The following is a 25,959-nucleotide window of genomic DNA, read 5'->3' on the forward strand; positions in this document are numbered from 1 at the left end:
GCCGGACGAGCGGAAGGGCGACGCGATGAACACGGCCATCGGCCACGACCGGGCCAGGGGCGCACTGCTGGGGCTGGCGGTCGGGGACGCGCTCGGCGCTCCGGCGGAGAACCTGCGGCCCTCTGAGATCCGCCGCCGCTGGGGGCGGATCGAGGGGTTCGTGAGCGACGACCCGGCGGGCACCGACGACACGGAGTACGCGATCTTCTCCGGGCTTCTGCTGGCCCGGCACGGCTCCGCGCTCGACGTCACCCATGTTGAGCGGGCCTGGCACCACTGGATCGCCGATCTCGACGAGGGCCCGTTCCGGGGGGCCGGGTTCAGCGAGCGCGGCACGCTGGAGAACCTGCGCCGGGGTCTGGCCGCACCGATCTCGGCCCAGCACCGGCACGCCTGGAGCGACGGGCTCGCGATGCGGGCCGCGCCCTTCGGGGTGTTCGCGGCGGGCCGCCCCGCCGAGGCGGCCCGGCTGGTCGCGGTGGACGGCCGGGTCAGCCACGAGGGCGAGGGGATCTACGGAGGCCAGGCGGTGGCGGCCGGGGTGGCGGCGGCCATGGTCGGCTCGGGCCTCGCCTCGGTGATCGCGGCCGCGCTCTCGGTGGTCCCGATGGACTCCTGGACGGCCCGCTCGCTGCGCCGGGCGGTGGCGGCGGCCCAGCGCCCGTACCCCGACCGGCTCACGATGGAGCGGGCGGTGCGCTCGGCGGTGGTGATCGCCGGATACCCCTGGACGGACCTCGCGCCGGAGGCGGTGGGCCTGGCGTTCGGGGCGTTCACGGCGGCGCGCGGAGACTTCCGCACGGCGGTGCTGACGGCCGTCAACATGGGCCGGGACGCGGACACGACGGCGGCGGTGGCGGGGGCGCTGGCCGGGGCGCTGCACGGGGTGCGCGCCATCCCGCCGGACTGGGCGGCCGCGATCGGCCCGGTCCGGGGCAGCTGCCTGCCCTCGATGCGCGGCTACCACGTGCTGGACATCGCGGAACTGCTGACCCCGGACGAGGTGGAGGCGGGGGCGACGCGGGAGCGGGGCGGCGGACGTGAACCTTCGGCCGTGCGCGACATGGCGTCGGTAGCGGCGTCCTTCGAGCCGGGACGGGTGGAGGGCCGATGACGACGCGCGGGACGACGACGGGCGGGACGACGACGGGGCCAATCAGGAACCCGGGCCCCACCACAAACCCGGGGCCAACCGGAAACCGGGGAGCCACCGAAAGCCCGGGGCCAACCGGAAACCGGAGGGCCACCGGAAACCCGGGGGCCACCGGAAGCCCGGGGGTCACCCGGCCGAGTACGGAATCGGCCCTCTCCCCCGGCCCCTCCCGGCGCGCCCGGATCGAGGGCCTGTTGCTCGGGCTGGCCGCCGGGGACGCCGCCGGGTGGCCCGCCGCGCGGCACCGGGCGGCCCGGATGCCCGAGTGGACCCGGCGGCTCACCCGGGAACTGGACACCTTCGCCGAGCAGAACGCCACCACCACGCTCCCCGTGCCCATCGCCCTCAACCAGCCGCCCGAGCCGTTGCGGCTCGGACCGTCCGACGACGCCGAGTGGGCCGCGTTCGCCGCCCGTACGGTGCTGGCCGCTGCCGACGACGCGGTGGGCCTGGCTCCCGGCCGCCGGATGCGGGACGCCGTCGACCGGGCCTGGAACGCGCTGGCCGCCACCGTCGCCGCCGCCAGCGCCCGGGCCCCCGAGGTCGAGGCGGCCGTCCTTCCGTTGCGCGCCCGGATCTCGGTGCGGGCCGGGCTCGGCAACCTGGCCGCCGGGCTCCGGCCGCCCGCCACCGGGCACGACAACCCGCACTACTTCGACGACGCCGCCTGTGTCCGGGCGGCCGTGCTCGCCGTGGCCCACCCGGGCGATCCGGCGGAGGCAGCGGCCCTCGCGGAGTTCGACGCCCGCTACACCCAGGACGGCGACGGGGTCCACGGTGCCCGGGCCATGGCCGCCGCGATCGCCGTGGCGCTGACCGGGGCGGACGTCGACACCGTGGTGAACGCCGCCCTGGACCGGCTCCCCGAGGGCACCGAGATCGCCCGCAACGCCGTGCACGCGGTCCGCCTGGCCCGGGAGTTCGCGGACGAGCCGGCCGGGGCGTTCGCCCTGGTTCCGGTGTTGGAGCACCAGATCGTCGACCACGTCTACAGCTACGGGATCGCGGCGGCCGAGACCGTCCCCGTCGCGCTCGCCCTCACCACCGCCGCCCGGGGCGAGATCGCCCAGGCGATCCCGGCCGCCGCCTGCCTCTCCCGGGTCGCCGACTCCGCACCCGCCCTGGCCGGGGCGCTGACCGGGGCGATCGGCTCGATCACCGCCGTACCGGCGGGCTGGCGGGAGGCCTGCCGTACCCTCGCGGGCTGCGCGCTGCCCCGGCTCGCGGGCACGGACCTGATCGAACTCGCCGGGCTGCTGGCAGCCACGGAACCGGCCCTCCCGGGTGGACAATTCCGGCATGACGCCCACAACGGCCACGGCCCCCGCCGCCCCGACCCCGCAGACCTCTCCCTCCGCCCCCGGACTGGATGACCGCATCACCCGGGCCCTCGTCGGCGCGGCCGTCGGCGACGCGCTCGGCGGCCCGGTCGAGGGCTGGGCCCCCGAGCAGATCGCCGAGCGCCACGGCGGCCGGGTGACCGGGATCGTCGGCCCCTGGTACGGCGAGGACTGGCGCACCGCGCGCCCCATCGCGCCGTACCACAAGGGCGACGGGCACGTCACCGACGACACCTTGATGACCCACGCCCTGATCCGGGTCTACGAGAAGGTCCGCGACCACCTCGACGCGTACGCCGTCGCCGACCATCTCGTACCGGATCTGCTGTCTCCCCGCTGGATCCCGGAGCTGGAGGCCGAGGCGCTCCCCCTCCAGCGGATCTTCCTGGCGGAGAAGTGGATCGTGGCCCGGCTGCACTACGGGCACATGGACCCGCGCGAGGCCGGGGCGGGCAACATCGTCAACTGCGGGGCGGCGATGTACATGGCCCCGGTCGGCCTGGTCAACGCCGGCCACCCGGAGGCCGCGTACGCCGAGGCTCTGGAGGTCTCGGCCCCGCACCAGTCGTCGTACGGGCGGGAGGCGGCCGGGGTCTTCGCCGCCGCCGTCGCCGCCGCCTGCCACCCGGGCGCGACCCCCGACGCGGTGATCGACGCCGCCCTCGCGCTGGCGAAGGACGGCACCCGGTCCGCGATCGAAGCCGTCTGTGTAGTCGCCGCGCACCACGAGGACTTCGAGTCCGCGCTCGCACCGCTGCGGGCGGCGGTGGAGCCCTTCGACACGGTCGGCCCCGACTACCGCTCCCCCGCACTCGGCGCCCGCCGCCCGTCCCGGCTGCACGCCATCGAGGAACTGCCCGTCGCCCTAGGGATGTTGCTGGTCGGGAGCGGCGACTACCGGCGTACGGTGCTGGGTTCGGTCAACTACGGCCGCGACAGCGACTCCATCGCGACGATGAGCGGGGCGATCGTGGGCGCGCTCGGCGGCGGGATCCCGGCCGACTGGGCGGAGACGGTGGCGGAGGCGAGCCGCCTGGATCTGCACGCCCCGGCCCGGGCGCTGGCGCAGGTGGCCCGGGAGGTCTTCGCGCGCGACCTGGAGCGGCGCGCGGCCCACGAGGAGGCGTTCACCGCGCTGGCCGGTGAGCGGTGAACGTCGATCCGCCCCGGGCGCCGGTCCCGGACGCGGACGCCCGCCCGCCCCGTGATGCGCGCGTCCGGCTCACCTGGGTGCAGCCCGAGGACCTGGTCGGGCACGAGCTGCGGCAGGCCGCGCAGGACGGCCGGGACGCCCGGGAGATCCAGGAGCGGTGGTACGCGGCCGGGGCTCCCCCGCCCCGGACCGCGCGGGTGCCTCCGAACCGCCCGCACCGCCCCGGCTGCGGGCGCTGGCCGCTCAACTCCTCGACGAACTGGCCCTGCTTGAATCGCCGTTGGCCGCCGACGAGCCCACCGGCCTGGACGCGGTCGTCGCCGCCTGCCCGCAGTGGCCGGGCCCGCCCGAGGCCGCCCCCGTCATCGGGCGGGACCGGCTGCACGCCGCCTGGCTCGGCCGGGCGGCGGGCTGCCTCCTCGGCAAACCGGTCGAGAAGCTGCCGCTGTCCGGCATCCGCGCGCTCGCCCGGGCCACCGGGAACTGGCCCCTCACCACCTGGTTCACGTCGCACGGTGTGCCCGCCGAGCTGCTCGCCGCCCACCCCTGGAACCGCCGCTCGGCCCCCACCTCGCTCGCCGAGAACATCGACGGCATGCCCGAGGACGACGACCTCAACTACCCCCTGCTCACACTGCTGTTGCTCCAGCGACACGGGCGCTCCTTCACCACCGCCGACCTGGCCCGGCTCTGGCTGGACGAGCTTCCCGCCGGGCGCACCTTCACCGCCGAGCGCATCGCGTACGGCAACCTCCTGGCGGGCGTCGAACCCCGGAGACGGCCCGCCGCCGCAACCCGTTCCGGGAGTGGATCGGCGCACAGATCCGGGCCGACGTGCACGGCTGGACCCACCCCGGCGACCCGGCCGGGGCCGCCGCCCAGGCGCACCGGGACGCGGTCCTCACCCACACCGGCAACGGGGTCTACGGCGCGATGTTCACCGCCGCCGCGCTCGCCGTCGCGGCCGGGGGCGAGAGCGATGTGCACGGGTGCCTGGCGGCCGGGCTGCGGGTGGTGCCGCCGCATTCGCGGTACGCCCGCGCCGTCCGGCTGGGCATCGAAACCGCCCGTGGGGAAGGGGAGTTCGACGCCGTCGTGGACCGGCTGCACGCCGTCTACGCCGACACCCACCACTGGGTGCACGTGCTGCCCAACGCCGCGCTGCTGGCCGCCGCCCTCACCCACGCCGACGGCGACTTCACCCGGTCGATCGGCAACGCGGTCTCCGGCGGCTGGGACACCGACTCCAACGGGGCCACCGCCGGATCTCTGGCCGGGCTCCTCGCGGGCACCCCGGACACCCTGCCCGCGCACTGGACCGCCCCGCTGAAGAACCGGCTCGCCACCTCCGTACCCGGCTTCGACCGGGCCGGCTTCGACACCCTCGCAGCACTGACCCACCAGGAGGCTCTGCGCCCATGACTCGCATCGCGGTGCTCGGCAGCACCCATATGGACCTCGTCGCCTACACGGCCCGTGCCCCGGGACGCGGCGAGACCGTCACCGGACGGGAGTTCCGGACGAACCCCGGCGGCAAGGGCGCCAACCAGGCCGTCGCCGCCGCCCGCGCGGGCGGCGAGGTGATGATGATCGGCGCGGTCGGCGACGACGCGTACGGGACGCAGCTGCGCGAGGGCCTCGAACACGCCGGGGTGGACACCGACCTCCTGCACACCGCCGAGGGCCCCAGCGGCACCGCGCACATCGTCGTCGACGACACGGGCTCCAACGCGATCGTGGTGGTCCCCGGGGCGAACGGCGTCGTCACCACGCTCGGCCCCGGCGAGATCGCGGCGATCGCCGCGTCCGAACTGCTGCTGATGCAGCTCGAACTCCCCCTGTCCGCCGTCGTCGAGGGTGCCCGCGCGGCCCGGGCCCAGGGCGTACGGACCATCCTCACCCCCGCCCCCGTACAGCCACTCCCCGACGAACTCCTCGACCACATCGACCTCCTGGTCCCCAACGAGCACGAGGCCGCCGAGCTGTCCGGGCAGGCCGAGCCGCACGCCGCCGCCCAGATCCTGCTGCGCCGGGTGCCCGAGGTCATCGTCACGCTCGGCGCGAAGGGGTGCCTGTACGCGGCCCGGGGCGGCGAGCCGGTGCTCTTCGAGGCCCCTGCGGTGACGGCCGTCGACACCACCGGGGCCGGGGACACCTTCGTCGGGACGCTGGCCGTGGCGCTCGGCGAGGGGCGCCCGGTGGCCGAGGCGGTGGCGTTCGCGTCCTCCGCCGCCGCGCTCTGCGTCCAGAAGCCGGGCGCGTCCACCTCCATGCCCTACCGCAGCGAGATCGAGGCCGAGGCCGTATGAGTACGACAGCGGGACCCCTGACCGGGCTGAAGGTCATCGACCTGGCCACCCTCTTCGCCGGCCCCCTCGCCGCAACGATGCTGGGGGACTTCGGCGCCGACGTGATCAAGGTGGAGCACCCCCGTAGGCCGGACCCCTCGCGCGGGCACGGACCCGCCAAGGACGGGGTCGGCCTGTGGTGGAAGCTGCTCGGCCGCAACAAGCGCACCCTGACGCTCGACCTCTCCGCGCCCGGCGGCCGGGACGTGCTGCTCCAGCTGGCCGCCGAGACCGACGTCATCGTCGAGAACTTCCGGCCCGGGACGCTGGAGCGCTGGGGGCTCGGCCCCGAGGAGCTGCACGCCGTCAACCCGCGACTCGTCCTGGCCCGGGTCACCGGCTTCGGCCAGTCGGGACCGTACGCCCACCGCCCCGGCTTCGGGACGCTGGCCGAGGCGATGAGCGGGTTCGCGGCGATCACCGGGGAGCCGGACGGGCCGCCGACGCTGCCGCCGTTCGGACTGGCGGACTCCATCGCGGCGCTGGCGACGGCGTACGCGGTGATGGCGGCGCTCGCCGGGCGCGAGAAGACCGGCGAGGGGCAGGTGGTGGACCTGGCGATCATCGAGCCGATCCTGACCGTGCTGGGCCCGCAGCCGCTCTGGTACGACCAGCTCGGCTACGTCCAGCCGCGCACCGGCAACCGCTCCCGCAACAACGCCCCGCGCAACACCTACCGCACCGCCGACGGCCACTGGGTCGCGGTCTCCACATCCGCCCAGTCCGTCGCGGAGCGGGTGATGCGCCTGGTGGGCCGCCCGGACCTGATCGACGAACCCTGGTTCGGCGCGGGCACCACCCGCGCCGAACACACCGAGGAACTGGACGGGGCCGTCGGCCACTGGATCTCCCGCCACAGCCGGGAAGAGGTGCTCAACGGTTTCGAGAAGGCCGAGGCGGCCGTCGCGCCGATCCAGGACGTACGGGAGGTGATGGAGGACCCGCAGTACCGGGCGCTGGGCACGTTCGCCGAGGTCGACGACCCGGAGCTGGGGCCGCTGCGGATGCAGAACGTCCTCTTCCGGCTCTCGGAGACCCCCGGCTCCATCCGGTGGGCCGGCCGCCCGCACGGGGCGGACACCGAGGAGATCCTGGCCGGGCTCGGCCTCTCGGAGACCCGGATCGCGGCGCTGCGGGACCAGGGGGCGCTGTGACCGGCTGCGACACGCCCTTCCCTCCCCTGCCGGAGGACCCGCGGGACGACTTCGGCCGGCCGCCGCTGACCTGGCTGTACGTCCCCGGTGACCGGCCGGAGGTGGTGGCCAAGGCGCTGGGCTCGGGCGCGGACGTGGTGATCGTCGACCTGGAGGACGCGGTCGCGCCGGACCGCAAGGAGTACGCGCGCTCCGCCACCGCCGAACTCCTCGGCGACCAGGTGACCGCCGCCCCCGACGCCGTACCGGTCCATGTCCGGGTGCACGGCGAGGACGACATCCGGGCGCTGGCGGGGCTGCCCGGTCTGGCCGCGTTCCGGCTGCCGAAGATCACCCACGCGGTCTCGGTGCACCATGTGGCGGCCGTCGCCCCGGGCGTACCGCTGTATCCGCTGCTGGAGTCGGCGCTCGCGATCGAGCACGCGTACTCGATCGCCTCGGCGCACCACGCGGTCCGGGGCATCGCCCTGGGCGAGGCGGATCTCCGGGCCGATCTGGGCGTACGGGAGGACTCCGGGCTGGACTGGCCGCGCAGCCGGGTCGTGGTGGCGGCCCGGGCGGCCGCCCTGCCGCCACCGGCCCAGTCGGTGTTCCCGGACGTCCGGGACCTGAACGGGCTGTGGGCCTCGTGCGGGCGGGGGCGGGCGCTCGGGATGCTGGGGCGGGCGGCGATCCATCCGCGTCAGCTGGAGGTGATCGAGCGGGCGTTCCGGCCGACGGCGGAGGAGATCGAGGCGGCCGAGCAGATCGTCGCGGCCTCGGCGGTGGAGGCGGGGGCGCTGGCGCTGCCGGACGGGCGGTTCGTGGACGCCGCGGTGGTGGCGTCCGCCCGCCGTACGATCGCGCTCGCCGGACGGGCCTAAAAGGCTGTCGGGTGGCCTCGGGTCGGACAGCGGACGCGGTCTGGTGCGTGCGATTCCAAGGCGGAGGAGGGAGGCGAGGCGGAGCGTCGTCGACCGACGACAACGCGGGAAGCGCGCGTGCCAGGGCGTGGCCGCCCGGCCCGAGGCCACCCGACAGCCTCTGGGACCGCGGGCCCGCCCGGCGAGCGGGAGGTGGTGCGGGGAGGGCTCGGGGGGTCAGCCCTTCTCGGCCGCCGCTTCGGTGCTCCCGGCGGTGAGGTCCTTGCCGGATTCGCCCGGCTCGTCCTTGCTGAGCGGGTCCTTCTTCGCGTCGGTGTCCTGCTCGGCGTCCTTCGCGTCGGCGTCCGTCTGCGCGGAGCCGTCCGCGTCGGAGTCCTTCCCGGTGGTGTCCCGGTCGGGCTCGACGATCTCCTCGCGGCCCGGACGCAGCTTGGCGGAGACCACGATGTAGACGACGGCGAGGACGAAGACGATGATCGCGGTCCACACGTTCAGGCGGAGGCCCAGGATGTGGTGGGCCTCGTCGACGCGCATGTACTCGATCCAGCCGCGACCCGCGCAGTAGGCGGCGACGTACAGCGCGAACGCCCGTCCGTGGCCGAGCCTGAAGCGGCGGTCGGCCCAGATGACCAGGAGCGCCACACCGATGCACCACAGCGATTCGTACAGGAAGGTCGGGTGGTAGGTCCCGGCGACCCGGTTCGGGCCCTCGCTGATCTCCAGCGCCCAGGGGAGGTCGGTGGGCTTGCCGTACAGCTCCTGGTTGAACCAGTTGCCCCAGCGTCCGATGGCCTGCGCGAAGGCGAGGCTCGGGGCCATCGCGTCGGCCCAGGCAGGCAGCGGGATGCCCCGGCGGCGGCAGCCGATCCAGGCGCCGACCGCGCCGAAGGCCACCGCACCCCAGATGCCGAGGCCGCCCTCCCAGATCTTGAAGGCGTCGACCCAGTTCTCACCCTCGCTGAAGTACAGCTGGTAGTCGGTGATCACGTGGTAGAGCCGTCCGCCGACGAGGCCGAAGGGCACCGCCCAGACGGCGATGTCGGCCACCGTGCCGGCTTTCCCGCCCCGGGCGATCCAGCGCTTGTTGCCGAACCAGACGGCGACGAAGACACCGATGATGATGCAGAACGCGTAGCCGCGGAGCGGGATCGGGCCGAGCTCGATCACGCCGGTCGACGGACTGGGAATGGAGGCAAGATTCATGGCGAGGTCGACGCTACCTTGCCGGGCGGTGGGTACGGCAAGCCACCCGGCAACGTCTGGGTAACGAGGACCGCGTCACGGGCGGGCCCGGAACGCGGTCGGGGACCGGCGGCGGAACGCGGTCAGGAACCGGCGGCGGACGAGGGCGCGACCGGGGTGGCGGCCCCTTCGCCCGGGGTGGACGGGGCGCCGGATCCGTCGGCCGGCGCGGACGGGGCCGTGGACCCTTCGGCCGGGGCGGCGGTGCCCGGCTTCTTGCCCTTGTTGGCCTCGGCGACCCACTTCTTCAGGTTCTCCGCGGAGATCTGCTCCTCGCCCTTGCTCGGGAACACGGACTCCCCGTTGAGCAGCACCGTCGGCGTGCCCTGGAAGCCGCCCTCGCGGAAGGCCGTGTCGGACTTCTTCACCCAGCTGTCGTGATCGCCGTCCTCCACGCAGCTGCGGAAGTCCGGCGTGTCGAGCCCCTCGACCTCTCCGGCCAGCTCGATCAGCCGGCTGTTCTTGGCGAAGGCGTCGTCCGGCTCGGGAGGCTGGTTGCTGAAGAGGACGTCGTGGTACGGGGCGAACTTGCCGGCGTCCTGGGCGCAGGCGGCGGCGTTGGCGGCGCGCAGCGAGCCGGTGCCGCCGAGATTGCCGTCGATGATCGTGGCCAGGTGGTACTCCACCCGGATCTGGCCGTCGTCGGCGAGCTCGGTGATGGTGTCCCGGAAGGCCGTCTCGAACTGGGCGCAGACCGGGCAGCGGAAGTCCTCCCAGATCGTGAGGGTGGACGGGGCGTCGGCCGCGCCGACCGGCAGGGTCAGGGCGGCCTCGCCGATCGCACCCGACGGGGCGACCGCCGGGCCGGATGCGGAGTCGCCGCCGCCGTCCTTGCCCACGTTGGCCGCGATCAGGCCGACCACGGCGGCCAGGCCGAGCACCCCGACCACCGCCGAGGCGACGATCAGCGTCCGGCGTCGCTTCTCGCGCCCCTTCTCCCGCTCGCGCTGCTGGGCCAGGCGCTCGCGCGCGCTTCTGTTTCCCTCAGGGATCTTGTCGCTCACACCCGGGGAACGAACCGGGGAGGCACCTCCGCGCCTCCCCGGTCCACAATCCACCCATTCGGGTGGTTCACGGGCTCAGCGCTTTCGAACACCTTCGGCCAGTTCGCCCGCCAGGGAGCGGACGGCGGCGAGGCCGGCGGCCTCGTCGGGGGCGTCCAGCATGGCCTTGACGAAGGCCGAGCCGACGATCACGCCGTCGGCGAACCCGGCGACCTCGGCGGCCTGCGCCGCGTTGGAGACGCCGAGGCCGACGCAGACCGGCAGGTCGGTGGTGGCGCGGGTGCGTCCCACCAGGTCCTGGGCCTGGGCGCCGACGGAGGCGCGGGTGCCGGTGACGCCCATCAGGGACGCGGCGTAGACGAAGCCGCTCCCGGCCGCCGTGATGGTGGCGAGGCGGGCGTCCTGGCTGCTGGGAGCGACGACGAACACGGTGGCGAGACCGTGCTTGTCGGCGTGCTCGCGCCACAGCGCGGACTCCTGGACCGGCAGGTCGGGCAGGATGCACCCGGCGCCGCCCGCCTCGGCCAGCTCGGCGGTGAAGCGCTCGACGCCGTAGCGGTCGATGGGGTTCCAGTACGTCATGACGAGGATCGGGACGCCGGTGGCCTCGTACGCCTCGCGGACCGTGCGCATCACGTCGGCGATCCTGACGCCGCCGCGCAGGGCGATGTCGTCGGCCGTCTGGATGACCGGCCCGTCGAGGACCGGGTCGCTGTGCGGGAGACCGACCTCGACGATGTCCGCGCCGCCCGCGATGACGGCCTTGACCGCTTCGATGCCGCCGTCGACGGTCGGGAAGCCCGCCGGGAGGTAGGCGATGAGCGCCGCCCGGTCCGCGGCCTTCGCGGCGGCCAGGGTGGTGTTCAACAGCTCGATGTTGCCGCTCACTTGGCGTCCCCCTCGATCTCGGCGCGGTCGCTGTCGGCGTCCGCCTCGACGACGGCGTCGGTGTCGTAGAGCCCGAAGTAGCGGGCGGCGGTGTCCATGTCCTTGTCGCCGCGGCCGGACAGGTTGACGAGGATCAGCCCGTCCTTGCCCAGCTCCTTGCCGAGGTCCAGGGCCCCGGCGAGGGCGTGGGCGCTCTCGATGGCCGGGATGATGCCCTCGGTGCGGGACAGCAGGCGCAGGGCCTGCATGGCCGCGTCGTCGGTGACCGCGCGGTACTCGCCGCGCCCGACGTCCTTGAGGTAGGAGTGCTCGGGGCCGATGCCCGGGTAGTCGAGCCCCGCCGAGATGGAGTACGGCTCGGTGATCTGGCCCTCGTCGTCCTGGAGGACGTAGGAGCGGGAGCCGTGCAGGATGCCGGGCTCCCCGGCGGTGAGGGTCGCCGCGTGCTCGCCGGTCTCCACCCCGTGCCCGGCGGGCTCGCAGCCGACCAGGCGGACGCTCTCGTCGGGGATGAAGGCGTGGAAGAGGCCGATGGCGTTGGAGCCGCCGCCGACACAGGCGACCGCCGCGTCCGGGAGGCGGCCCGCGCGCTCCAGGAGCTGGCGGCGGGCCTCGACGCCGATGACCCGGTGGAAGTCGCGGACCATGGCGGGGAAGGGGTGCGGGCCCGCGACCGTACCGAAGAGGTAGTGGGTGCGGTCCACGTTGGCGACCCAGTCGCGGAACGCCTCGTTGATGGCGTCCTTCAGGGTCCGCGAGCCGGACTTCACGGCGACGACCTCGGCGCCGAGCATCCGCATCCGGGCCACGTTGAGCGCCTGGCGCTGGGTGTCGATCTCACCCATGTAGATGGTGCAGTCGAGGCCGAAGAGGGCGCAGGCGGTCGCGGTGGCGACGCCGTGCTGGCCGGCCCCGGTCTCGGCGATGACACGGGTCTTGCCCATGCGCTTGGTGAGGAGCGCCTGGCCCAGCACGTTGTTGATCTTGTGCGAGCCGGTGTGGTTCAGGTCCTCGCGCTTGAGGAAGATCCGGGCCCCGCCGGCGTGCTCGGCGAAGCGCGGGACCTCGGTCAGGGCGCTGGGGCGGCCGGTGTAGTTCACCATCAGCTCGTTGAGCTCGGCGGCGAACGCCGGGTCGGCCTTGGCCTTGTCGTACGCGACGGCGACCTCGTCCACGGCGGCGACGAGCGCCTCCGGGATGAACTTGCCGCCGTACGCGCCGAAATAGCCCTCGGCGCTGGGGATCAGACCCTCGGGGTCCGGAATGAAGAATTCGGACGTCATGCGACGTGCTCCTTGGCATGGCAACGGATGGATGCACCGTATGCGCGGAGCGGCGAGCGCCACCGCGACCGGCATGCGGTCGGGGCGGTGCGGTCGTACGTACGAGAGTGCTGCGGGTACTGCGGTACGTCGGCCGGGGCTCGCTACTGCGCGGACCCCGGGCGCCATCGCATGCCGTTGACCTGGCCGGGCTCGTCCCCGATGACGTACCGCACACGCCGTCCGTGCACGCGCCGGGCGGGGGCGCGGCAGCCACGCGGCCGGCAGCCGCGCGCCAGCGGGGCGTGCGGGTCCCGGGCCGGGACCCCGGCGGGGCCGAGGCCCGGCCGGGTACGGGGCGCGGGACGTCCGGTCATCGTCGTCGGGTCTCCCGGTCAGCCGCGACCGTGGCGGAGGGCCGGGTGGGCGCCCGCGGCGACCAGGTCGGCGACGGCGGCGCGCGGGTCGCGGCCGGTGACCAGGGACTCGCCGACCAGGACGGCGTCGGCGCCGGCGTTGGCGTACGCGATCAGGTCGTGCGGACCGCGGACACCGGACTCGGCGACCTTGACGATGTGGTCGGGGATCTCGGGGGCGACCCGCTCGAAGGTGGAGCGGTCGACCTTGAGGTCCTTCAGGTTGCGCGCGTTGACCCCGATGATCTTGGCCCCGGCGTCCACCGCGCGCTCCACCTCCTCCTCGTCGTGCACCTCGACGAGCGGGGTGAGCCCGATCGACTCGGCGCGCTCGATGAGGGAGACCAGGGCCTCCTGGTCGAGGGCGGCGACGATCAGCAGGGCGAGGTCGGCACCGTAGGCGCGGGCCTCCCACAGCTGGTACGAGGTGACGATGAAGTCCTTGCGCAGAATCGGCGTGTCGACCTTGGCGCGGACGGCCTCCAGATCGGCGAGCGAGCCGCCGAAGCGGCGCTCCTCGGTGAGGACCGAGATGACGGACGCACCGCCCGCCTCGTAGTCCGCGGCGAGCGCGGCCGGGTCGGCGATGGCCGCCAGGGCCCCCTTGGAGGGAGACGAGCGCTTGACCTCGCAGATGACGGTGACGCCCTCGCCGCGCAGGGCGGCGACTCCGTCCTTGGCCTGGGGGGCGCGGGCGGCGCGCTCCTTCAGCTCGTCGAGGCTGACGCGCGTCTGTCGCTCCGCGAGGTCGGCGCGAACGCCGTCGATGATCTCGTCGAGCACACTCACGCGAGCGGCCCCCTTCCGGAACGGTGAATAGGGAACAGGATCAGCCGTACCGATGGTATCCGCAGGAGGGCCCGGGGCCCGCATCCGGCCACGCCGCGTCCCATTACCTGGGCATTTCAGGGGGCCAGCGCCGAGCCGAACGGCAGATTCCGGACGATGGTGAAGACCAGCAGGACGGCGCCCACGCCCCACCACCAGGCGGGTGCCAGACCGATCCGCAGGGGCTTTCCGCGCCAGGCCCTGACCAGCCAGAGGACCCAGACGACGGCGAAGAGGAAGTAGCCGGCGGTGGCGATCGCGTTGGCTTCGAGCGCCGCGCCGAGGTCGCCGGTGATGAAGGCGTGGGCGCTGCGGAGGCCACCGCAGCCGGGACAGAGGACGCCGGTCAGCTTGAGCAGGGGGCAGACGGGGTAGTGGCCGGGCTCGTTGGGGTCGACGGTGCCGACGTACGCGAAGGCGCCGGAGACGGCGGCGAGGATCCCCAGCGGCGTGCCCAGCCGTTTCCAGCCCGTCCGACGGCCCACCTGGTCTTTGCGGCCCGGCCGGCCCACCTGGTCTCCCTGGTCCGGAGGGCCCACCCGGTCTTCCCGACGTTCGGGGGCGCCCACCCAGCCCGTCCGGCGTTTGAGGACGGAACCGTGGCCCTGGGGCTCGTGCACCTGCGAGGTTCCTTCGCCCGAGGGGCCTTTGGGCTGCGGGCTCTCCCCGCCGAGGGTTCCGTCCTCAAACGCCGGACGGGCTGGGGTGTCCGGGGTCGGGCAGACCGTCAAGGGCATGTTCCAGGGGCCGACGCCCCGGGGGTCGGGGTCCGGGGGCTCGGGTGCGGCGGGGGTCGGGGTGGCGTCCACCCGGTGATTGTCCCCCGCCGACGCGAAAAGGCGCAGCCCCGGGGGGCTGCGCCTGTCTGCGTGTCGGTCGCCGGGACGGTCCGGCGGCCGGATCAGTGGGAGATCTGCGCCTGGCCGGCGCGCGCCCTGGCCTCGGCCATCTCGGACGACTCCTTCGGTGCGCCGAGACCGGCGGCCCGCATGGCGAGGCCCACGAGTCCGCCGCCGAAGACCACGGCGACGCCGACCCAGAAACCGAGCGGGTTGGCCGCGACCATGAAGACGCCTGCGACGCAGAAGCCGATGAACGAGATGATGACACCGGTCCAGGCGGCCGGGGTGTGTCCGTGGCTCGTGCCCGCCATGAGTTGCTCCTCGTTGGTGTTGCGCTGTGGGTGACGCTGTAGGTGGGGCCGCCGCCGGGGGACGGCTCGGTTCCATTGTCCCGTACGGGGCCGCCGGGGGTGAGCGTGGGGTCACGCCTCGCGCGTCGGGTCCTCGCCGCGGTCCAGGGCCTTCCACAGGTCCTCGGGCCGGTCCGGGTCGGGGGCCGTGCGGGGCGCCTTGCCGGGGCGGGGGGTGCCGTCGCGCTCGTACTTTCCGGACATGGCGGGCCAGCGGCTGCCGTAGCGCAGCGCGAGGAGCCCGGCCAGCAGGATCAGCAGGCCGCCGGCGGCGGTGACGTAGGGCCAGGCGGTGTGGCTGAGGGCGTCGATGGTGGCCGCCGCGTCGCCGGTGGTCCTGGCCGCCTCCTCGTCCAGGGCCGTGCTGTCGGAGGCGCCCGCCCAGGCGCTGAGGGCGGCGCCGAGGCCGCTGAGGGCCAGGAGCGCGGCAACGATCCGGCGGCCCGCGCCGCGTACGGCGAAGACGGCGACGAGGGCGGCGAGCCCGACGATGGCGAGGGCGGCGGGGACGCCCGTGACGTCCCGGCCGTCGGCGGTCAGCGGCAGGGCGCCGCCGCCGGTGGCCGCCCGGCCCTCGGCCCAGGTCTGCCCGGAGGCCAGGAGGACGACGGTCGCGCCCACCGCGCCCAGGAGCAGACCGGCCGCGAGGGAGCGGCGACTCCCCGCGGAGTCGGACGCGGGGTCGGCGGCGGTTCGGGCACGGGGCTGGGGTACGGGGACAGCACTCACGCCCTCCACTATCCCCTACCGCCCCGCGGCCCGTGGAGCCGGTCGGCCGTCAGCGGTTCAGCGGCCGTGGAGCCGGTTGGCCGTATGGACGGCGCGGAGCACGGCCGCCGCCTTGTTGCGGCACTCGGTGTCCTCGGCGACCGGGTCGGAGTCGGCGACGACACCCGCTCCGGCCTGTACGTACGCGGTGCCGTCGCGGAGCAGGGCGGTACGGATGGCGATGGCGGTGTCGGAGTCCCCGGCGAAGTCGAGGTAGCCGACGCAGCCCCCGTACAGTCCGCGGCGGCTCGGCTCCAGCTCCTCGATGATCTGCATGGCGCGGGGCTTCGGGGCGCCGGAGAGGGTGCCCGCGGGGAAGCAGGCGGTGAGGACGTCGAAGGCGGTGCGGTCCTCGGTGACGCGGCCGGTGACGGTGGAGACGATGTGCATCACGTGGGAGTAGCGCTCGATCGACATGAAGTCGACGACCTCGACGCTGCCCGGTTCGCAGACCCGGCCCAGGTCGTTGCGGCCGAGGTCGACGAGCATCAGGTGCTCGGCGCGCTCCTTGGGGTCGGCGAGCAGTTCCTCGGCGAGCGCCTGGTCCTCCTGCGGGGTGGCGCCGCGGTGCCGGGTCCCGGCGATCGGGTGGACCATGGCCCTGCCGTCCTCGACCTTGACGAGGGCCTCGGGGCTGGAGCCGACGACGTCGAATCCGTCGAAGCGGAAGAGATACATGTACGGGGACGGGTTGGTGGCCCGCAGCACCCGGTAGACGTCCAGGGCGCTCGCGGTACAGGGGGTCTCGAAGCGCTGGGAGGGGACGACCTGGAAGGCCTCGCCCGCCCGGATGCGCTCCTTGATGTCGTCCACGGCCTCCTGGTAGGCCTCGCCGCCCCACCGGGCGGTGTACGGGGGCAGCTCGGACGGGGGCAGGACGGCGGGGGCGTTCTCGACCGGGCGGCGCAGGTCGCGCTCCATCGCGTCGAGGCGGGCGACGGCGTCCGCGTGGGCCTCGTCGACCCCGGTGGCGAGGTCGTTGTGGTTGATCGCGTTGGCGATCAGCAGGACCGTGCCGTTCTGGTGGTCGAGGACGGCGAGGTCCGAGGTGAGGAGCATGGTCAGCTCGGGCAGCTTCAGGTCGTCGCCGCCGTGCTCGCCGATCTTCTCCAGGCGGCGCACGACGTCGTAGCCGAGGTAGCCGACCATGCCGCCGGTGAAGGGCGGCAGGCCGGCGTCGCTCACCAGGTCGCGGGGGGTGTGGAGGGTCTCGACGGTGGCCCGCAGCGCGTCCAGCGGGTCGCCGGCGACGGGGACGCCGACGGGCGGGGTGCCGAGCCAGTGGGCCTCGCCGTCGCGAGTGGTGAGGGTGGCGTCGCTGCGGACGCCGATGAAGGAGTAGCGCGACCACGTCCGGCCGTTCTCCGCGGACTCCAGCAGGAAGGTCCCGGGGCGCTCGGCGGCGAGCTTGCGGTAGAGGCCGACCGGGGTGTCGCCGTCCGCGAGGAGGCGGCGGCTCACGGGGACGACGCGGCGGTCGACGGCCAGCTTGCGGAAGGTGTCGAGATCCATGGCCGCTGACCTTACTGGTCGAGGAGGGGCAGGACGTCGGCGTCGAAGCAGGTGCGGTCGCCGGTGTGGCAGGCGGCGCCGGTCTGGTCGACCCTGACGAGGACGGTGTCGGCGTCGCAGTCCAGGGCGACGGACTTCACGTGCTGGACGTGGCCCGAGGTGTCGCCCTTGACCCAGTACTCCTGGCGGCTGCGCGACCAGTAGGTGCAGCGGCCCGTGGTGAGGGTGCGGTGCAGCGCCTCGTCGTCCATCCAGCCGAGCATCAGCACCTCACCGGTGTCGTACTGCTGGGCGATGGCCGGGACCAGGCCGTCGGCGCCGCGCTTGAGGCGGGCGGCGATGGCGGGGTCGAGGTTACCGGCGGACGGGGCGGGGTCGGGCGTGCTGGTCATGGGGCCATTGTGCCGTGGCACCGGGCGTTTCCCGGCCGGACGTCCACTGGGCGGACCCGGGGTGACGGTCGTACGCTGGCGGGCATGTCGACCCATGCGAAGCGTGAACGTCTTCTGCTCGCCGATCTGTTGGAAGCGGCCGGTCCCGAGGCCCTCACTCTGTGCGACGGCTGGAAGACCCGCGACCTGGCCGCCCATGTGGTGGTCCGCGAACGCCGTGCGGACGCGGCGGGCGGGCTGCTGGTGAGTGCCCTGAAGTCCCGGCTGGAGCGGGTGCAGGCGGAGTTCGCGGCGAAGCCGTACGAGGAACTGATCCAGCTGATCCGCACCGGCCCGCCCCGGTTCTCCCCGATGGCCCTCAAGCAGATCGACGAGGCGGCCAACACGGTCGAGTTCTTCGTCCACGCGGAGGACGTGCGCCGGGCCCAGCCCGACTGGTCGCGCCGCGAGCTGGACCCGGTCTTCGCCGATGTGCTCTGGTCCCACACCGAGAAGACCTCCCGGCTGCTGGGCCGCAGGTCCCCGGTGGGGCTGGTGCTGCGCCGCCCGGACGGCCGGACGGCGGTGGCCCACAAGGGCACCCCGGTGGTGACGGTGACCGGGGAGCCGGCCGAGCTGCTGCTGTACGCCTTCGGCCGGCAGGACTCGGCGGATGTGCGGGTGGAGGGCGACGAGGCGGCGGTGGAGCGGCTGCGGAAGGCCGAGCTGGGGATGTAGCGCCCGGTGCGTGCCCGGTGCCCCGTGACGCCCGGTCAGCGGGGCAGTTCGGCGCGGCGCAGCGTGGTGACGGCCAGGCCCGTCACGCCGCCCGCCGCGCACACGGCCGCGCTGACCGCGAAGACCGGCCCGGTGCCCCAGAGGGCGACGGCGGCCCCGGTGACGGGGTAGCTCAGCGGGGCGATGGCGTAGGTGAAGAACGTCGATACGGAGGTGACCCGGCCCAGGTACGCCGGGTCGGCCGCGGTCTGGACGAGGGCTCCGCACAGCGCCCCGGCCAGCCCGGCCGTGAGGCCGACGAACGCGGCGATCGCGGCGGCGAGGGCCACCGAGGGGACCTGCGCCAGGGCGGCGATGCCCGTGGCGCCGACGAGGGCCATCAGGCACATGACCGTTCCGGCGCGCGGCACCCGGCCCCGGACGGCGAGGACGAGGGCGGACCCGGCCGCTCCGCCGGCGAATCCGGCGACGATCCAGCCCATGCCGGCCGCGCCCCAGCCGCGCTGCTCGGAAAGCAGGATGAGGCCGAGGTTGAGCGGTCCGACGAAGCCGAGCTCACTGAGGGCGATGACGAGCATGAGCGGGCCGAGCAGCGGGTGGCGGCGGATGTACCGGAGTCCGCCGACGAGGTCGTTCCAGGCGCTGGGGGTCTTCTCAGCGGCCGGTGCCTCACCGGCGGTCTCCGGCTCGGGCAGCGGTCTGATCCGCAGTCGCAGGAGCAGCGGCAGGGACAGGGCGAAGAGCACTCCGGCGGCGGCGAAGGCGAGCGCGGGTCCGCCGACGGCCACGGCGACCCCGCCCAGCGGCGCGCCGATGATCGAGGAGCCGCGCGCGGCCAGTGCGCGCAGGCCCTGGATCCGGGCGAGCTGGCCCGGGCCGCTGATCCGGGGCGGCAGCGCTCCGACGGCGGGCAGGAACAGGGCGTCGACCGCGCCGAAGAGCAGAGCGACGGCCACCAAGGCGCCCACGGTGGGCGCGGTGAGGAGCAGGACGGCGGCGAGCGCGAGCACCAGGAGCGCGCGGGCGGCATCGCTGCCGATGACGACGCGGCGGGGGCCGAGCCGGTCGGCGAGCACTCCCCCGCCAAGCATCAGGAGGGCCCGGGGTATGGAGCCGGCGGCGAGCACCAGGCCGGTGCCGGAGGCGCTGCCGGTGCGGGCGGCGGCCCAGGCGAGGGCCATGAAGTAGACGCTGTCGCCGATCATCGACGCGGTGTACGCGCCGAGCCAGCGCAGGACGTTCGGGTCGCGGTGCGCGGGCCGTTCGGGGCATTCCACAGTGGTGGTGGTCATGGGTTCGTCCCTGAGGAAGTGAGGCGGTCCGGAAGGATCGGCGGGCTCACGGGCGGAAGGGGAACCCGTAGGTGTGCAGGGCGACGCTCTCCCGGCCCTCCGTGTCGCCCGCCTCGTCGCGGGCGCGGCCGGCTTCCTCGTAACGGTCGATCAGCGCGCCCATCTCCCGGCTGAGCGAGGCCAGTTCCTCGGCGGTGAGCCGGAGGAGGTTCTCCGAGCTCCAGGAGGCGCTGCGCCATTCCGTGTCCCAGGTGTGCCGGGAGTCCTGGTGGGCCCGGTAGAGCTCGACGTGCTGGTCGAAGGACATCCGGTTGGCGGCGGCGTAGACGGCCACCTTGTCCGGCGCGTCGTCGAAGTCCTCGTCTCTGAAGGTCAGTCCGCGGGAGGACGGCTGCCACCAGCGTTCCCGGCCGTCGGTGCCCCGGCCCTCGGCGGGTTCGATCAGTCCGCTGTCGGCGAGCTTGCGCAGGTGGTAGCTGACGAGGGAGACCGCCTCGTCGACCAGTTCGGCGAGCTGGGAGGCGGTGGCGGTGCGCTTGATGTGCAGGGCGCGGTAGAGCTTCAGGCGCAGGGGGTGGCCGATCGCCTTGAGGGTGTCGAGGTCGGAGACGCGGCGTCGCTCTTCACTGGGCATGACATGACCGTAGACGCGCAGGAAAAGTTGCGCAAGGAAAATTGCGCAATATTTGTTGTGCAGTTTTCGGACGTGGCGTTCCTTCAGGGACCGAGCAGCCGGCGGGCGGCCAGCGCGAGCGAGACCTCGACCGCGTCCCGGGGCCGGGTCAGACAGCGACCCGTGAGCTGTTCGAAGCGGCGGAGGCGGTTGAGGACGGTGTTGCGGTGGCAGTAGAGCCGGGCGCCCGCCCGTTGCGCCGAGCCGTCCGCGTCCAGCCAGGCGGTGAGGGTCTCCACGATGACGTCGCGGTCGGCGGGGTCCAGCCGGTCCAGCGGGCCCAGCACCCGGTCGGTGAGGGCTCCGGCGAGCGCCGGGGACGACACGACCAGGGCGTCCGGGAGGTGCTCGTCGAGCAGGACGGTCCCCCCGGAGGCGGGGCAGGCGCGCAGCGCGGTCTCCGCGAGCCGCCGGGCGTCACCGAGGGCGGCCAGGCCCTCGACGGCGGAGCCGATCCCGGCCCGGGCCCCGGCCGGTACGTCGAGCGCGGCGGCCAGTGCGCTCAGCTCGCCGGGCGAGCCCGCCAGCGGCAGGATCGCGAACTCGGCGTCCGGGCCCGGGTGCCAGAGCGCCGTGGCTCCCGAGGCGCCCAGGGGCAGCTCCACCGGCGCTCGGGCGGCGGACCGGGGTCCGCCCTGGGCAGCCTCCGCACCACTCACGCCACCGGCCGCCGGCCCGCGCGGGCCCGTGGCCACCGCCAGCACCGCGTACCGCCCCTGCTCGGGCAGCCCCAGCATCTCCGCCGCCTCGGCCAGGTCCGCGATCCGGGCGGTCCCGTCGAGCAGGGCGGCGACCATGAGCCGCTGCCGGTTCTCGCGACGCCAGGACAGCCGTCGCTCGGCCTGCCGGTAGGCGTCCGCGACGACCCCGCAGTGCTCGTCGACGAAGTTCCACACATCGGCGGCCACATGGACGAGCAGCCGGATGTCGTCGGGGTCACGGCGGGCGGTCTCGTCCACGAGGTCCTGCCAGACCATCGCGCCGCCCATCCGGAAGGCGTGCAGGACGGCGTCGAGCGGTACGCCCTGCTCGGCGCGGATCTCGCCGATCCAGCGGGAGGTGCGGTGGGCCGACTCCCGGAACTCGCGCGGCTGGATCAGGGAGCCGACGTTGTGCCGCAGCGAGTGGTGGACCTCCTGCCAGACCTCGGCCCGGTCGGAGTCGATCGCCGCCCGGTAGGCGGGCTCCTGGGCGTACAGGGCCTCCACCAGCCGGTCGGTGAGGGCGGGCAGCGAGGCGACGAGGACCCGGGCGGCCCGGTGCAGCACCTCGACGGCCTCGCGGTCGGCCAGGGACCGGAAGCGTTGCGGCAACGGCGGTACCGGGGAGGGGGCGTGCAGCGCCCCGATCCGCGAACGTACGACCTGTGGCATGGCGGCCTCCACCGGGAATCGGCCGGCCGCGCGAGCGGCGGGCCCGGCGCACCGGCCCGGGCAGGGCGCGAGCGCGGCGAGACGATCCTGACGCCCGCAGAATGACATACCGCCCAGTCGGTACCTAGGGGTCTGCGCGGAACTCGTCATCACGGTCTCGCAACCTCCCGGCCGCAGAAGGGGCGCGCCAGGGCTCAGGGGCGCAGCAGCCGGGCCAGTTCGGTGCGGGAGCGGATACCCAGGGCGGCGAAGACGTTGCGGAGGTGATGGTCGACCGTGCGCGGGCTGAGCGAGAGCCGCAGCGCCACTTCGCGGTTGGTCGCCCCCTCGGCGACGCAGCGGGCGATGCGCTGCTGCTGCGGGGTGAGCGCCGCCAGTGGATCGCCGACGGAGTCCGGCCGCTCCCCGGCCGGCTCCCCCGCCGCCCGCAGCTCCCCTGCCGCCCGGTCCGCCCAGGCGCGGGCCGAACAGCGCTGGAAGCCGACCAGGGCGTCGCGCAGCGGGTCGCGGGCCTCTCGGGTACGCCGACGGCGGCGCAGCCACTGCCCGTACAGCAGCCGGGTGCGGGCCTGCTCGAACTCGCCGCCCGCCCGCTCGTGGTGGGCCAGGGCCTCGGCGTAGCGGGCGTCGGCCTCGTCGGCGGGGGCCAGGAGGGCGCGGCAGCGGGCCAGTTGAGCGGGGGCGCCCGGGTCGGCGGTCCGGACGGTCCAGGCCGCGAACTCCTCGACGGCGGCCTGGAGGTCACGGATTTCCTCGGGTGCCCGTCCGCCCAGCACGGCGGCCTCGACCCAGCAGGGCACGGCGAGCGTCCGGGTGGCGAAGTGGCCCCGGCCCGGCCCTGCCTTGATCAGGGGGGCCAGCCGGGCGGCCGCCTCGCCCGGCCGCCCGGCGGCCAAATCCGCGCGGGCCCGGGCCCAGGTGGCGAGGGTGGCGGCCTGGGCCAGTCCGTGGGGGCCCGCCCCGGCCAGCGCGGCGTCCCCGTGCGCGACGCATGCCTCGGCGGGCCCTTCCACGGAGGCGGCGAGAGCGAGCACGGCGTGCAGATGGGCGGAACTGTTGGGCTGCCCCGTACGGCGGGCGGCGTGCAGCCCCTCCAGCGCGTGGGCCCGCGCACCGGTGTGGCGCCCTGCCCGCAGTTCGGCGTACGCGAGGTGTTCGAGCGCCTGGGGCAGGAGCGCGTCGGGCCCTTTGGTCCGTACGGCGGCGAGCGCGCGGGCGCCCGCGCGGCAGGCGGCGGCCACGTCGCCGAGGACCAGGGCCACGACACAGGCCCGGAGCAGCGCCGCCGAGTCGCCGGGGTCCCGGCCGGGGGCGAGGCAACGGCGGAGGCGGGCGTGCCCTTCGGCGGTGCGGCCTTCGAGGACAGCGCTCATGCCGGCCCGGTAGTGCTCCAGGTGCTCGTCCGCCGGGCCGCGGGCGAGACGGTTCATGGCGTCGAGGTAGCCGAGGGCGTCCCCCGCCGCCCAAGCGGCCTCGGCCGCGGCGAGCAGGGCCTCGATGGCCCGACGGGGATCGTGCGGCGCGAGGAGCGGGGCCGCGGCGAGCAGGACCTCGTGGGCGTCGGCGACGGGCCCGGAGCGGAGGGCCAGCATGCCGTGGACGTACGGGGCGAGGCCCGGCGCGAGGCCGGCGCCGGCTTGGGCGGTCACGGGATCCGCGGGGGCGAGGCCGGCGGGTGGATCCGCCTCACCGGGCTCGGTGGCCCCGCCCACTGCGCCGGGCCCGGCGGCCAGGTCCGCCTCGGCCGCGCGGGGCCCGGTTCTGGCCAGCAGGGCCCGGGCCAGGGCCGGGTCGCCCGCCAGCCGCGCCTGCTCGGCCGCCGCGGCGAACCGGACCGCGCGCAGGGCCGGACCGGTGGAGAGCAGAGCGGCGCGGACCAGGGCGGCGGAGCGCGCGGCGTGCGGCAAAGGAGCGACGGCGGCCGCTTCGAGCCCGCCGGCCAGCGCGGCGTCCGGCCCGGATGCGGCGCAGGCCCGCTGGACGAGGGCGGCGAGCGGAAGGGCCGACGGCGCGGTGGTGGTGCGCGCGGTACGGGACTCCGGGGCGTTTGGAAGGCCCGGCACCTCCCGGGCCGACGCGGCGTCCGCCCCGCCGCGGTCGCCGATCTCCGCCAACAGGGTGGCGAGCAGTTCGTGGGCGGCGCGGCGGTGGGCCCAGGGCGCGTGGTGGAGCACGGCACGGGCGGTGAGGCGGTGGGCGAAGTGCACGCGGCTGCCGACCCGTTGAAGGAGGCCACCGGTTCCGGCGCCGTCGAACAGGGCCCGGTCCAGGAAGACGCGGGGCAGTCCGCCCCGCGTGCCGGCGCGCAGCAGGAGCAGCGCGTCCGCACCAGCGCCCTCCGGCTCGTGCTCCTGCGCCGCCGCGGCGAGCAGGAGCAGGGTGCGGGTCCGGTCGGGGAGCTCGTCGAGGCGTTCGGCGTGGGCGGCCAGCACGGCTTCACCGCCGGGCAGGGGCCAGGGCAGCGGGGTGCGTCCGGCGAGCTGATCCGGGGTGAGGCGGCCGGTGAGCCCGGCCAGCAGACGAGGGTTTCCGCCCGCCTCGCGGAGGAGTTCGGCGCGCACGACCGGGTCGAGCCCTTCCGTACCGGCGGTCAACCGGCCCAGGAGCGCCGAGGCCGCCGCTTCGTCCAGGGGCGCGAGGTGCAGAGTGGGCAGTCCGGCGAAGGCGGTGCCGTCGGCGGCCGAGAGGAGGAAGGCGATCCGGCTGCCCGCACCGGGCCTGCGGGCCGCGAAGGCGAGGGCGGCCCTCGACGCCGCATCCCAGACGTGCGCGTCGTCGACGCAGACCAGCAACGGCCCGCCGTCGGCGAAGTCCCGCAGTCGGCCGGCCAGGGCCTCGGGCACGGCGTCGGGGGCGAGGGCGGCGGGTGCGACGCCGGAGGCGGAAGCGTCGAGCGCGGTGCCGGCGGCCAGGACACCGGACGGGACTCCCGCACCCGGGGCGGCCACCCCCGAACCGGCCCCGGCCACGTCCGACCCGAGCAGGGCCCCCAGTCCGCTGTAGGGCACGGCACGGTCGGCGGGAGCGGCCACGGCCCACAGCACGGGGCCCCGGTCCCGGTGCGCGTCGGCTGCCGCGCACAGCAGAGCCGTACGGCCGAGACCGGGCGGCGCCGCCAGCACCAGCGCGCCGCCGTCGCCTCGCCGTAACGGCGCCAGCAGGTTCTCCAATGCTGCGAGTTCGGCATCCCGGCCGTACAGCCGGAGCGGACTGCGCACGGTCGTCGATGGGGTCACACCGGCACCGTACGTTCGCCTCGGCGGAGGAGGAAGCGCCGCGTCCGGGTCCCGCGCGGGGACGGGCCGGTGCGGTGCGGGCTCCCAGTCCGGACCCTGCCGCGCTGTGCCGGAGCACAGCGGGGCAGGGGCCGGAGCGCCGGGTCTACGCCGTGTGCGGGCAGTTGCCCCGGTACTCCGCGATGGTCAGGCTCGGCTGCGGGAGCGGGCAGAGGAACTGCTCGTAGCGGGTGTCGTTGTCGATGAATCGCTTCAGCCAGGAAATGCTGTACTTCGCGATCGTCGTGTTGGAGGTGTTCGGCGTGAAGTGCGAGGCTCCGCGCAGCTCCAGGTAGGCCTTGTCCAACGAGCCGGGCAACGAGGCGTAGAAGGGCTTGGAGTGCGTGGCGACCGGAGCGATCGAGTCACCGTCCGCCCCGACCACCAGCGTGGGCGTGCGCAGTTCGGGCCAGGTCTTGTCGGTGTTCCAGCCGGTCAGCGGAATGGCCGCCTTCAACGACGTACGGCTCTTCGCCGCCTCCAGCGAGCCGCCGCCGCCCATCGAGTGGCCCATCACGCCGAGGCGGCCGGCGTCGACGCGGTTCCGTACCGAGCTGCGCTGGGTCAGGTAGTCCAGGGCGGCGAGGAGTTGGCGGCCCCGGCTGTCGGGCTGGTCGAGCGTGGTGTTGGTGTCGATGGTGAAGACGACGAAGCCCTGGGAGGCCAGGCGTGGTCCGAGCCAGGCGATCGAGGACTCGTAGGCGGTGAAGCCGGGCGAGATGACGACCGCGCCGAAGGTGCCGTCGGCGGTGGACGTCGGGTAGTGGATCGTGCCACCGCCGAATCCGCTCGCGACGAGCGAGGAGACGGAGGTCTGGGAGGTGGCGTACGAGCCGCGGCTCGCCTCGATGGAGGCGTTGGTGGGGGCCGGACCGCGCTCGTAGGGATTGTCGGCGGCCTGGGCGCCGGGCGCCAGGCCCGTCAGCAGGAGGCCGGCGGTGGCCGCGGCCGCGGTCACCAGACTCGTCAGCGTACGGGAACGACCCGTGGACGTACCGGAGCGGCTCGGGCGGGCAGGGCGCGGGGGGATGGTGCCGGAGGGAAGGTGCTGCTGCACGGGGGGATCCTCTCGGTGGTGGCGGGGGAACCACACCACGCGAGCCCGTGAGCCCGT

At 74.8% G+C, this 25,959-nt stretch carries 23 protein-coding genes and 1 pseudogene; 8 read left to right on the forward strand and 16 right to left on the reverse strand.

Annotation, left to right across the window (positions count from 1 at the left end; all coding sequences use genetic code 11):
* Positions 1-25: 25 nt before the first annotated feature.
* The 7 genes and pseudogenes from CCZ36_RS06895 to CCZ36_RS06925 all read left to right on the forward strand — a co-directional run bounded on the left by CCZ36_RS06895 (position 26) and on the right by CCZ36_RS06925 (position 8,011).
* On the forward strand, positions 26-1,114 hold the full coding sequence (locus tag CCZ36_RS06895; protein WP_128817211.1) for an ADP-ribosylglycohydrolase family protein: 1,089 nt from the start codon (positions 26-28) through the stop codon (positions 1,112-1,114).
* Complete coding sequence (locus CCZ36_RS06900) at positions 1,111-2,526, forward strand: ADP-ribosylglycohydrolase family protein (RefSeq protein ID WP_443069794.1); 1,416 nt, start codon at positions 1,111-1,113, stop codon at positions 2,524-2,526. The genes CCZ36_RS06895 and CCZ36_RS06900 overlap by 4 nt, the downstream gene beginning before the upstream one ends.
* Entirely contained in the window at positions 2,453-3,646 is a 1,194-nt protein-coding gene (locus tag CCZ36_RS06905) for an ADP-ribosylglycohydrolase family protein (protein ID WP_128817212.1), read from the forward strand. Before CCZ36_RS06900 ends, CCZ36_RS06905 begins: the two co-directional genes overlap by 74 nt.
* 77 nt (positions 3,647-3,723) lie before the next feature.
* A pseudogene (locus tag CCZ36_RS06910) lies at positions 3,724-5,068 on the forward strand (ADP-ribosylglycohydrolase family protein).
* A complete protein-coding gene (gene rbsK / locus CCZ36_RS06915; RefSeq protein ID WP_128817213.1) occupies positions 5,065-5,955 on the forward strand; it encodes a ribokinase in 891 nt (296 codons plus the stop codon). Before CCZ36_RS06910 ends, rbsK begins: the two are co-directional and overlap by 4 nt.
* Positions 5,952-7,148, forward strand: a complete 1,197-nt coding sequence (locus CCZ36_RS06920; RefSeq protein WP_069743255.1) for a CaiB/BaiF CoA transferase family protein — start codon at positions 5,952-5,954, stop codon at positions 7,146-7,148. Before rbsK ends, CCZ36_RS06920 begins: the two co-directional genes overlap by 4 nt.
* Entirely contained in the window at positions 7,145-8,011 is an 867-nt protein-coding gene (locus CCZ36_RS06925; protein ID WP_176734632.1) for an HpcH/HpaI aldolase/citrate lyase family protein, read from the forward strand. The genes CCZ36_RS06920 and CCZ36_RS06925 overlap by 4 nt, the downstream gene beginning before the upstream one ends.
* Positions 8,012-8,227: 216 nt before the next feature.
* On the opposite strand, the gene lgt is transcribed toward CCZ36_RS06925, so the two are convergent.
* The 11 genes from lgt to hisI form a co-directional block, all read right to left on the reverse strand.
* Positions 8,228-9,214, reverse strand: a complete 987-nt coding sequence (lgt, locus tag CCZ36_RS06930) for a prolipoprotein diacylglyceryl transferase (protein WP_069740019.1) — start codon at positions 9,212-9,214, stop codon at positions 8,228-8,230.
* Positions 9,215-9,336: 122 nt separating this feature from the next.
* On the reverse strand, positions 9,337-10,257 hold the full coding sequence (locus CCZ36_RS06935; RefSeq protein WP_128817214.1) for a DsbA family protein: 921 nt from the start codon (positions 10,255-10,257) through the stop codon (positions 9,337-9,339).
* 75 nt (positions 10,258-10,332) lie between these two features.
* Positions 10,333-11,145, reverse strand: coding sequence for a tryptophan synthase subunit alpha (gene trpA, locus CCZ36_RS06940; RefSeq protein WP_069740017.1), 813 nt, complete (start codon positions 11,143-11,145; stop codon positions 10,333-10,335).
* Positions 11,142-12,428 (reverse strand): tryptophan synthase subunit beta, encoded by a 1,287-nt coding sequence (gene trpB / locus CCZ36_RS06945; protein WP_069740016.1) that lies wholly within the window; start codon positions 12,426-12,428, stop codon positions 11,142-11,144. Before trpB ends, trpA begins: the two co-directional genes overlap by 4 nt.
* A gap of 143 nt (positions 12,429-12,571) precedes the next feature.
* The gene (trpM, locus tag CCZ36_RS06950) at positions 12,572-12,784 is read right to left on the reverse strand and encodes a tryptophan biosynthesis modulator TrpM (RefSeq protein WP_069740015.1); all 213 of its coding nucleotides are present in this window, start codon (positions 12,782-12,784) and stop codon (positions 12,572-12,574) included.
* A gap of 18 nt (positions 12,785-12,802) precedes the next feature.
* Positions 12,803-13,612 (reverse strand): indole-3-glycerol phosphate synthase TrpC, encoded by an 810-nt coding sequence (gene trpC / locus CCZ36_RS06955; protein ID WP_069740014.1) that lies wholly within the window; start codon positions 13,610-13,612, stop codon positions 12,803-12,805.
* A gap of 116 nt (positions 13,613-13,728) precedes the next feature.
* Positions 13,729-14,163, reverse strand: coding sequence for a DUF2752 domain-containing protein (locus CCZ36_RS35590; RefSeq protein ID WP_069740033.1), 435 nt, complete (start codon positions 14,161-14,163; stop codon positions 13,729-13,731).
* Between the two features lie 389 nt (positions 14,164-14,552).
* Positions 14,553-14,804 carry an HGxxPAAW family protein gene (locus CCZ36_RS06965; RefSeq protein WP_069740013.1) on the reverse strand — a complete coding sequence of 84 codons (252 nt, stop codon included), beginning with the start codon at positions 14,802-14,804 and terminating at the stop codon, positions 14,553-14,555.
* A gap of 111 nt (positions 14,805-14,915) precedes the next feature.
* Positions 14,916-15,581, reverse strand: coding sequence for a TIGR02234 family membrane protein (locus tag CCZ36_RS06970; RefSeq protein ID WP_069740012.1), 666 nt, complete (start codon positions 15,579-15,581; stop codon positions 14,916-14,918).
* Between the two features lie 48 nt (positions 15,582-15,629).
* The gene (locus CCZ36_RS06975) at positions 15,630-17,123 is read right to left on the reverse strand and encodes an anthranilate synthase component I (RefSeq protein ID WP_069743249.1); all 1,494 of its coding nucleotides are present in this window, start codon (positions 17,121-17,123) and stop codon (positions 15,630-15,632) included.
* Positions 17,124-17,134: 11 nt separating this feature from the next.
* Positions 17,135-17,515 carry a phosphoribosyl-AMP cyclohydrolase gene (gene hisI, locus CCZ36_RS06980; RefSeq protein WP_069740010.1) on the reverse strand — a complete coding sequence of 127 codons (381 nt, stop codon included), beginning with the start codon at positions 17,513-17,515 and terminating at the stop codon, positions 17,135-17,137.
* Between the two features lie 84 nt (positions 17,516-17,599).
* Here hisI and CCZ36_RS06985 point away from each other — a divergent pair, with 84 nt between their 5' ends.
* The gene (locus tag CCZ36_RS06985; RefSeq protein ID WP_069740009.1) at positions 17,600-18,232 is read left to right on the forward strand and encodes a TIGR03085 family metal-binding protein; all 633 of its coding nucleotides are present in this window, start codon (positions 17,600-17,602) and stop codon (positions 18,230-18,232) included.
* A 35-nt stretch (positions 18,233-18,267) separates the two neighbouring features.
* Here CCZ36_RS06985 and CCZ36_RS06990 read toward each other — a convergent pair whose 3' ends face one another.
* From CCZ36_RS06990 to bdeA, 5 genes are all read right to left on the reverse strand, one after another.
* Positions 18,268-19,524 (reverse strand): MFS transporter, encoded by a 1,257-nt coding sequence (locus CCZ36_RS06990; protein ID WP_128817215.1) that lies wholly within the window; start codon positions 19,522-19,524, stop codon positions 18,268-18,270.
* A gap of 46 nt (positions 19,525-19,570) precedes the next feature.
* Positions 19,571-20,158, reverse strand: a complete 588-nt coding sequence (locus tag CCZ36_RS06995) for an ArsR/SmtB family transcription factor (RefSeq protein WP_128817216.1) — start codon at positions 20,156-20,158, stop codon at positions 19,571-19,573.
* An 83-nt stretch (positions 20,159-20,241) separates the two neighbouring features.
* Positions 20,242-21,570 carry a PucR family transcriptional regulator gene (locus CCZ36_RS07000; protein WP_206515713.1) on the reverse strand — a complete coding sequence of 443 codons (1,329 nt, stop codon included), beginning with the start codon at positions 21,568-21,570 and terminating at the stop codon, positions 20,242-20,244.
* Between the two features lie 194 nt (positions 21,571-21,764).
* Positions 21,765-24,806 carry a helix-turn-helix transcriptional regulator gene (locus CCZ36_RS07005; protein ID WP_237302602.1) on the reverse strand — a complete coding sequence of 1,014 codons (3,042 nt, stop codon included), beginning with the start codon at positions 24,804-24,806 and terminating at the stop codon, positions 21,765-21,767.
* A 145-nt stretch (positions 24,807-24,951) separates the two neighbouring features.
* Positions 24,952-25,902, reverse strand: a complete 951-nt coding sequence (gene bdeA / locus CCZ36_RS07010) for a bis(hydroxyethyl) terephthalate hydrolase (protein ID WP_069737825.1) — start codon at positions 25,900-25,902, stop codon at positions 24,952-24,954.
* Between the last annotated feature and the right edge of the window lie 57 nt (positions 25,903-25,959).

Origin of the sequence: Streptomyces sp. S063, from assembly GCF_002832675.1 — a bacterium.
GTDB lineage: Bacteria > Actinomycetota > Actinomycetes > Streptomycetales > Streptomycetaceae > Streptomyces > Streptomyces sindenensis.

What these genes read in the sequence shown, in the direction of transcription:
- CCZ36_RS06895 (WP_128817211.1), top strand. Translation starts at nt 26, where the DNA reads ATGAACACGGCCATCGGCCACGACCGGGCCAGGGGCGCACTGCTGGGG.
- CCZ36_RS06900 (WP_443069794.1), top strand. Translation starts at nt 1,111, where the DNA reads ATGACGACGCGCGGGACGACGACGGGCGGGACGACGACGGGGCCAATC.
- CCZ36_RS06905 (WP_128817212.1), top strand. Translation starts at nt 2,453, where the DNA reads ATGACGCCCACAACGGCCACGGCCCCCGCCGCCCCGACCCCGCAGACC.
- rbsK (WP_128817213.1), top strand. Translation starts at nt 5,065, where the DNA reads ATGACTCGCATCGCGGTGCTCGGCAGCACCCATATGGACCTCGTCGCC.
- CCZ36_RS06920 (WP_069743255.1), top strand. Translation starts at nt 5,952, where the DNA reads ATGAGTACGACAGCGGGACCCCTGACCGGGCTGAAGGTCATCGACCTG.
- lgt (WP_069740019.1), bottom strand. Translation starts at nt 9,214, where the DNA reads ATGAATCTTGCCTCCATTCCCAGTCCGTCGACCGGCGTGATCGAGCTC.
- trpB (WP_069740016.1), bottom strand. Translation starts at nt 12,428, where the DNA reads ATGACGTCCGAATTCTTCATTCCGGACCCCGAGGGTCTGATCCCCAGC.
- trpM (WP_069740015.1), bottom strand. Translation starts at nt 12,784, where the DNA reads ATGACCGGACGTCCCGCGCCCCGTACCCGGCCGGGCCTCGGCCCCGCC.
- CCZ36_RS06965 (WP_069740013.1), bottom strand. Translation starts at nt 14,804, where the DNA reads ATGGCGGGCACGAGCCACGGACACACCCCGGCCGCCTGGACCGGTGTC.
- CCZ36_RS06975 (WP_069743249.1), bottom strand. Translation starts at nt 17,123, where the DNA reads ATGGATCTCGACACCTTCCGCAAGCTGGCCGTCGACCGCCGCGTCGTC.
- hisI (WP_069740010.1), bottom strand. Translation starts at nt 17,515, where the DNA reads ATGACCAGCACGCCCGACCCCGCCCCGTCCGCCGGTAACCTCGACCCC.
- CCZ36_RS06985 (WP_069740009.1), top strand. Translation starts at nt 17,600, where the DNA reads ATGTCGACCCATGCGAAGCGTGAACGTCTTCTGCTCGCCGATCTGTTG.
- CCZ36_RS06990 (WP_128817215.1), bottom strand. Translation starts at nt 19,524, where the DNA reads ATGACCACCACCACTGTGGAATGCCCCGAACGGCCCGCGCACCGCGAC.
- CCZ36_RS06995 (WP_128817216.1), bottom strand. Translation starts at nt 20,158, where the DNA reads ATGCCCAGTGAAGAGCGACGCCGCGTCTCCGACCTCGACACCCTCAAG.
- CCZ36_RS07000 (WP_206515713.1), bottom strand. Translation starts at nt 21,570, where the DNA reads ATGCCACAGGTCGTACGTTCGCGGATCGGGGCGCTGCACGCCCCCTCC.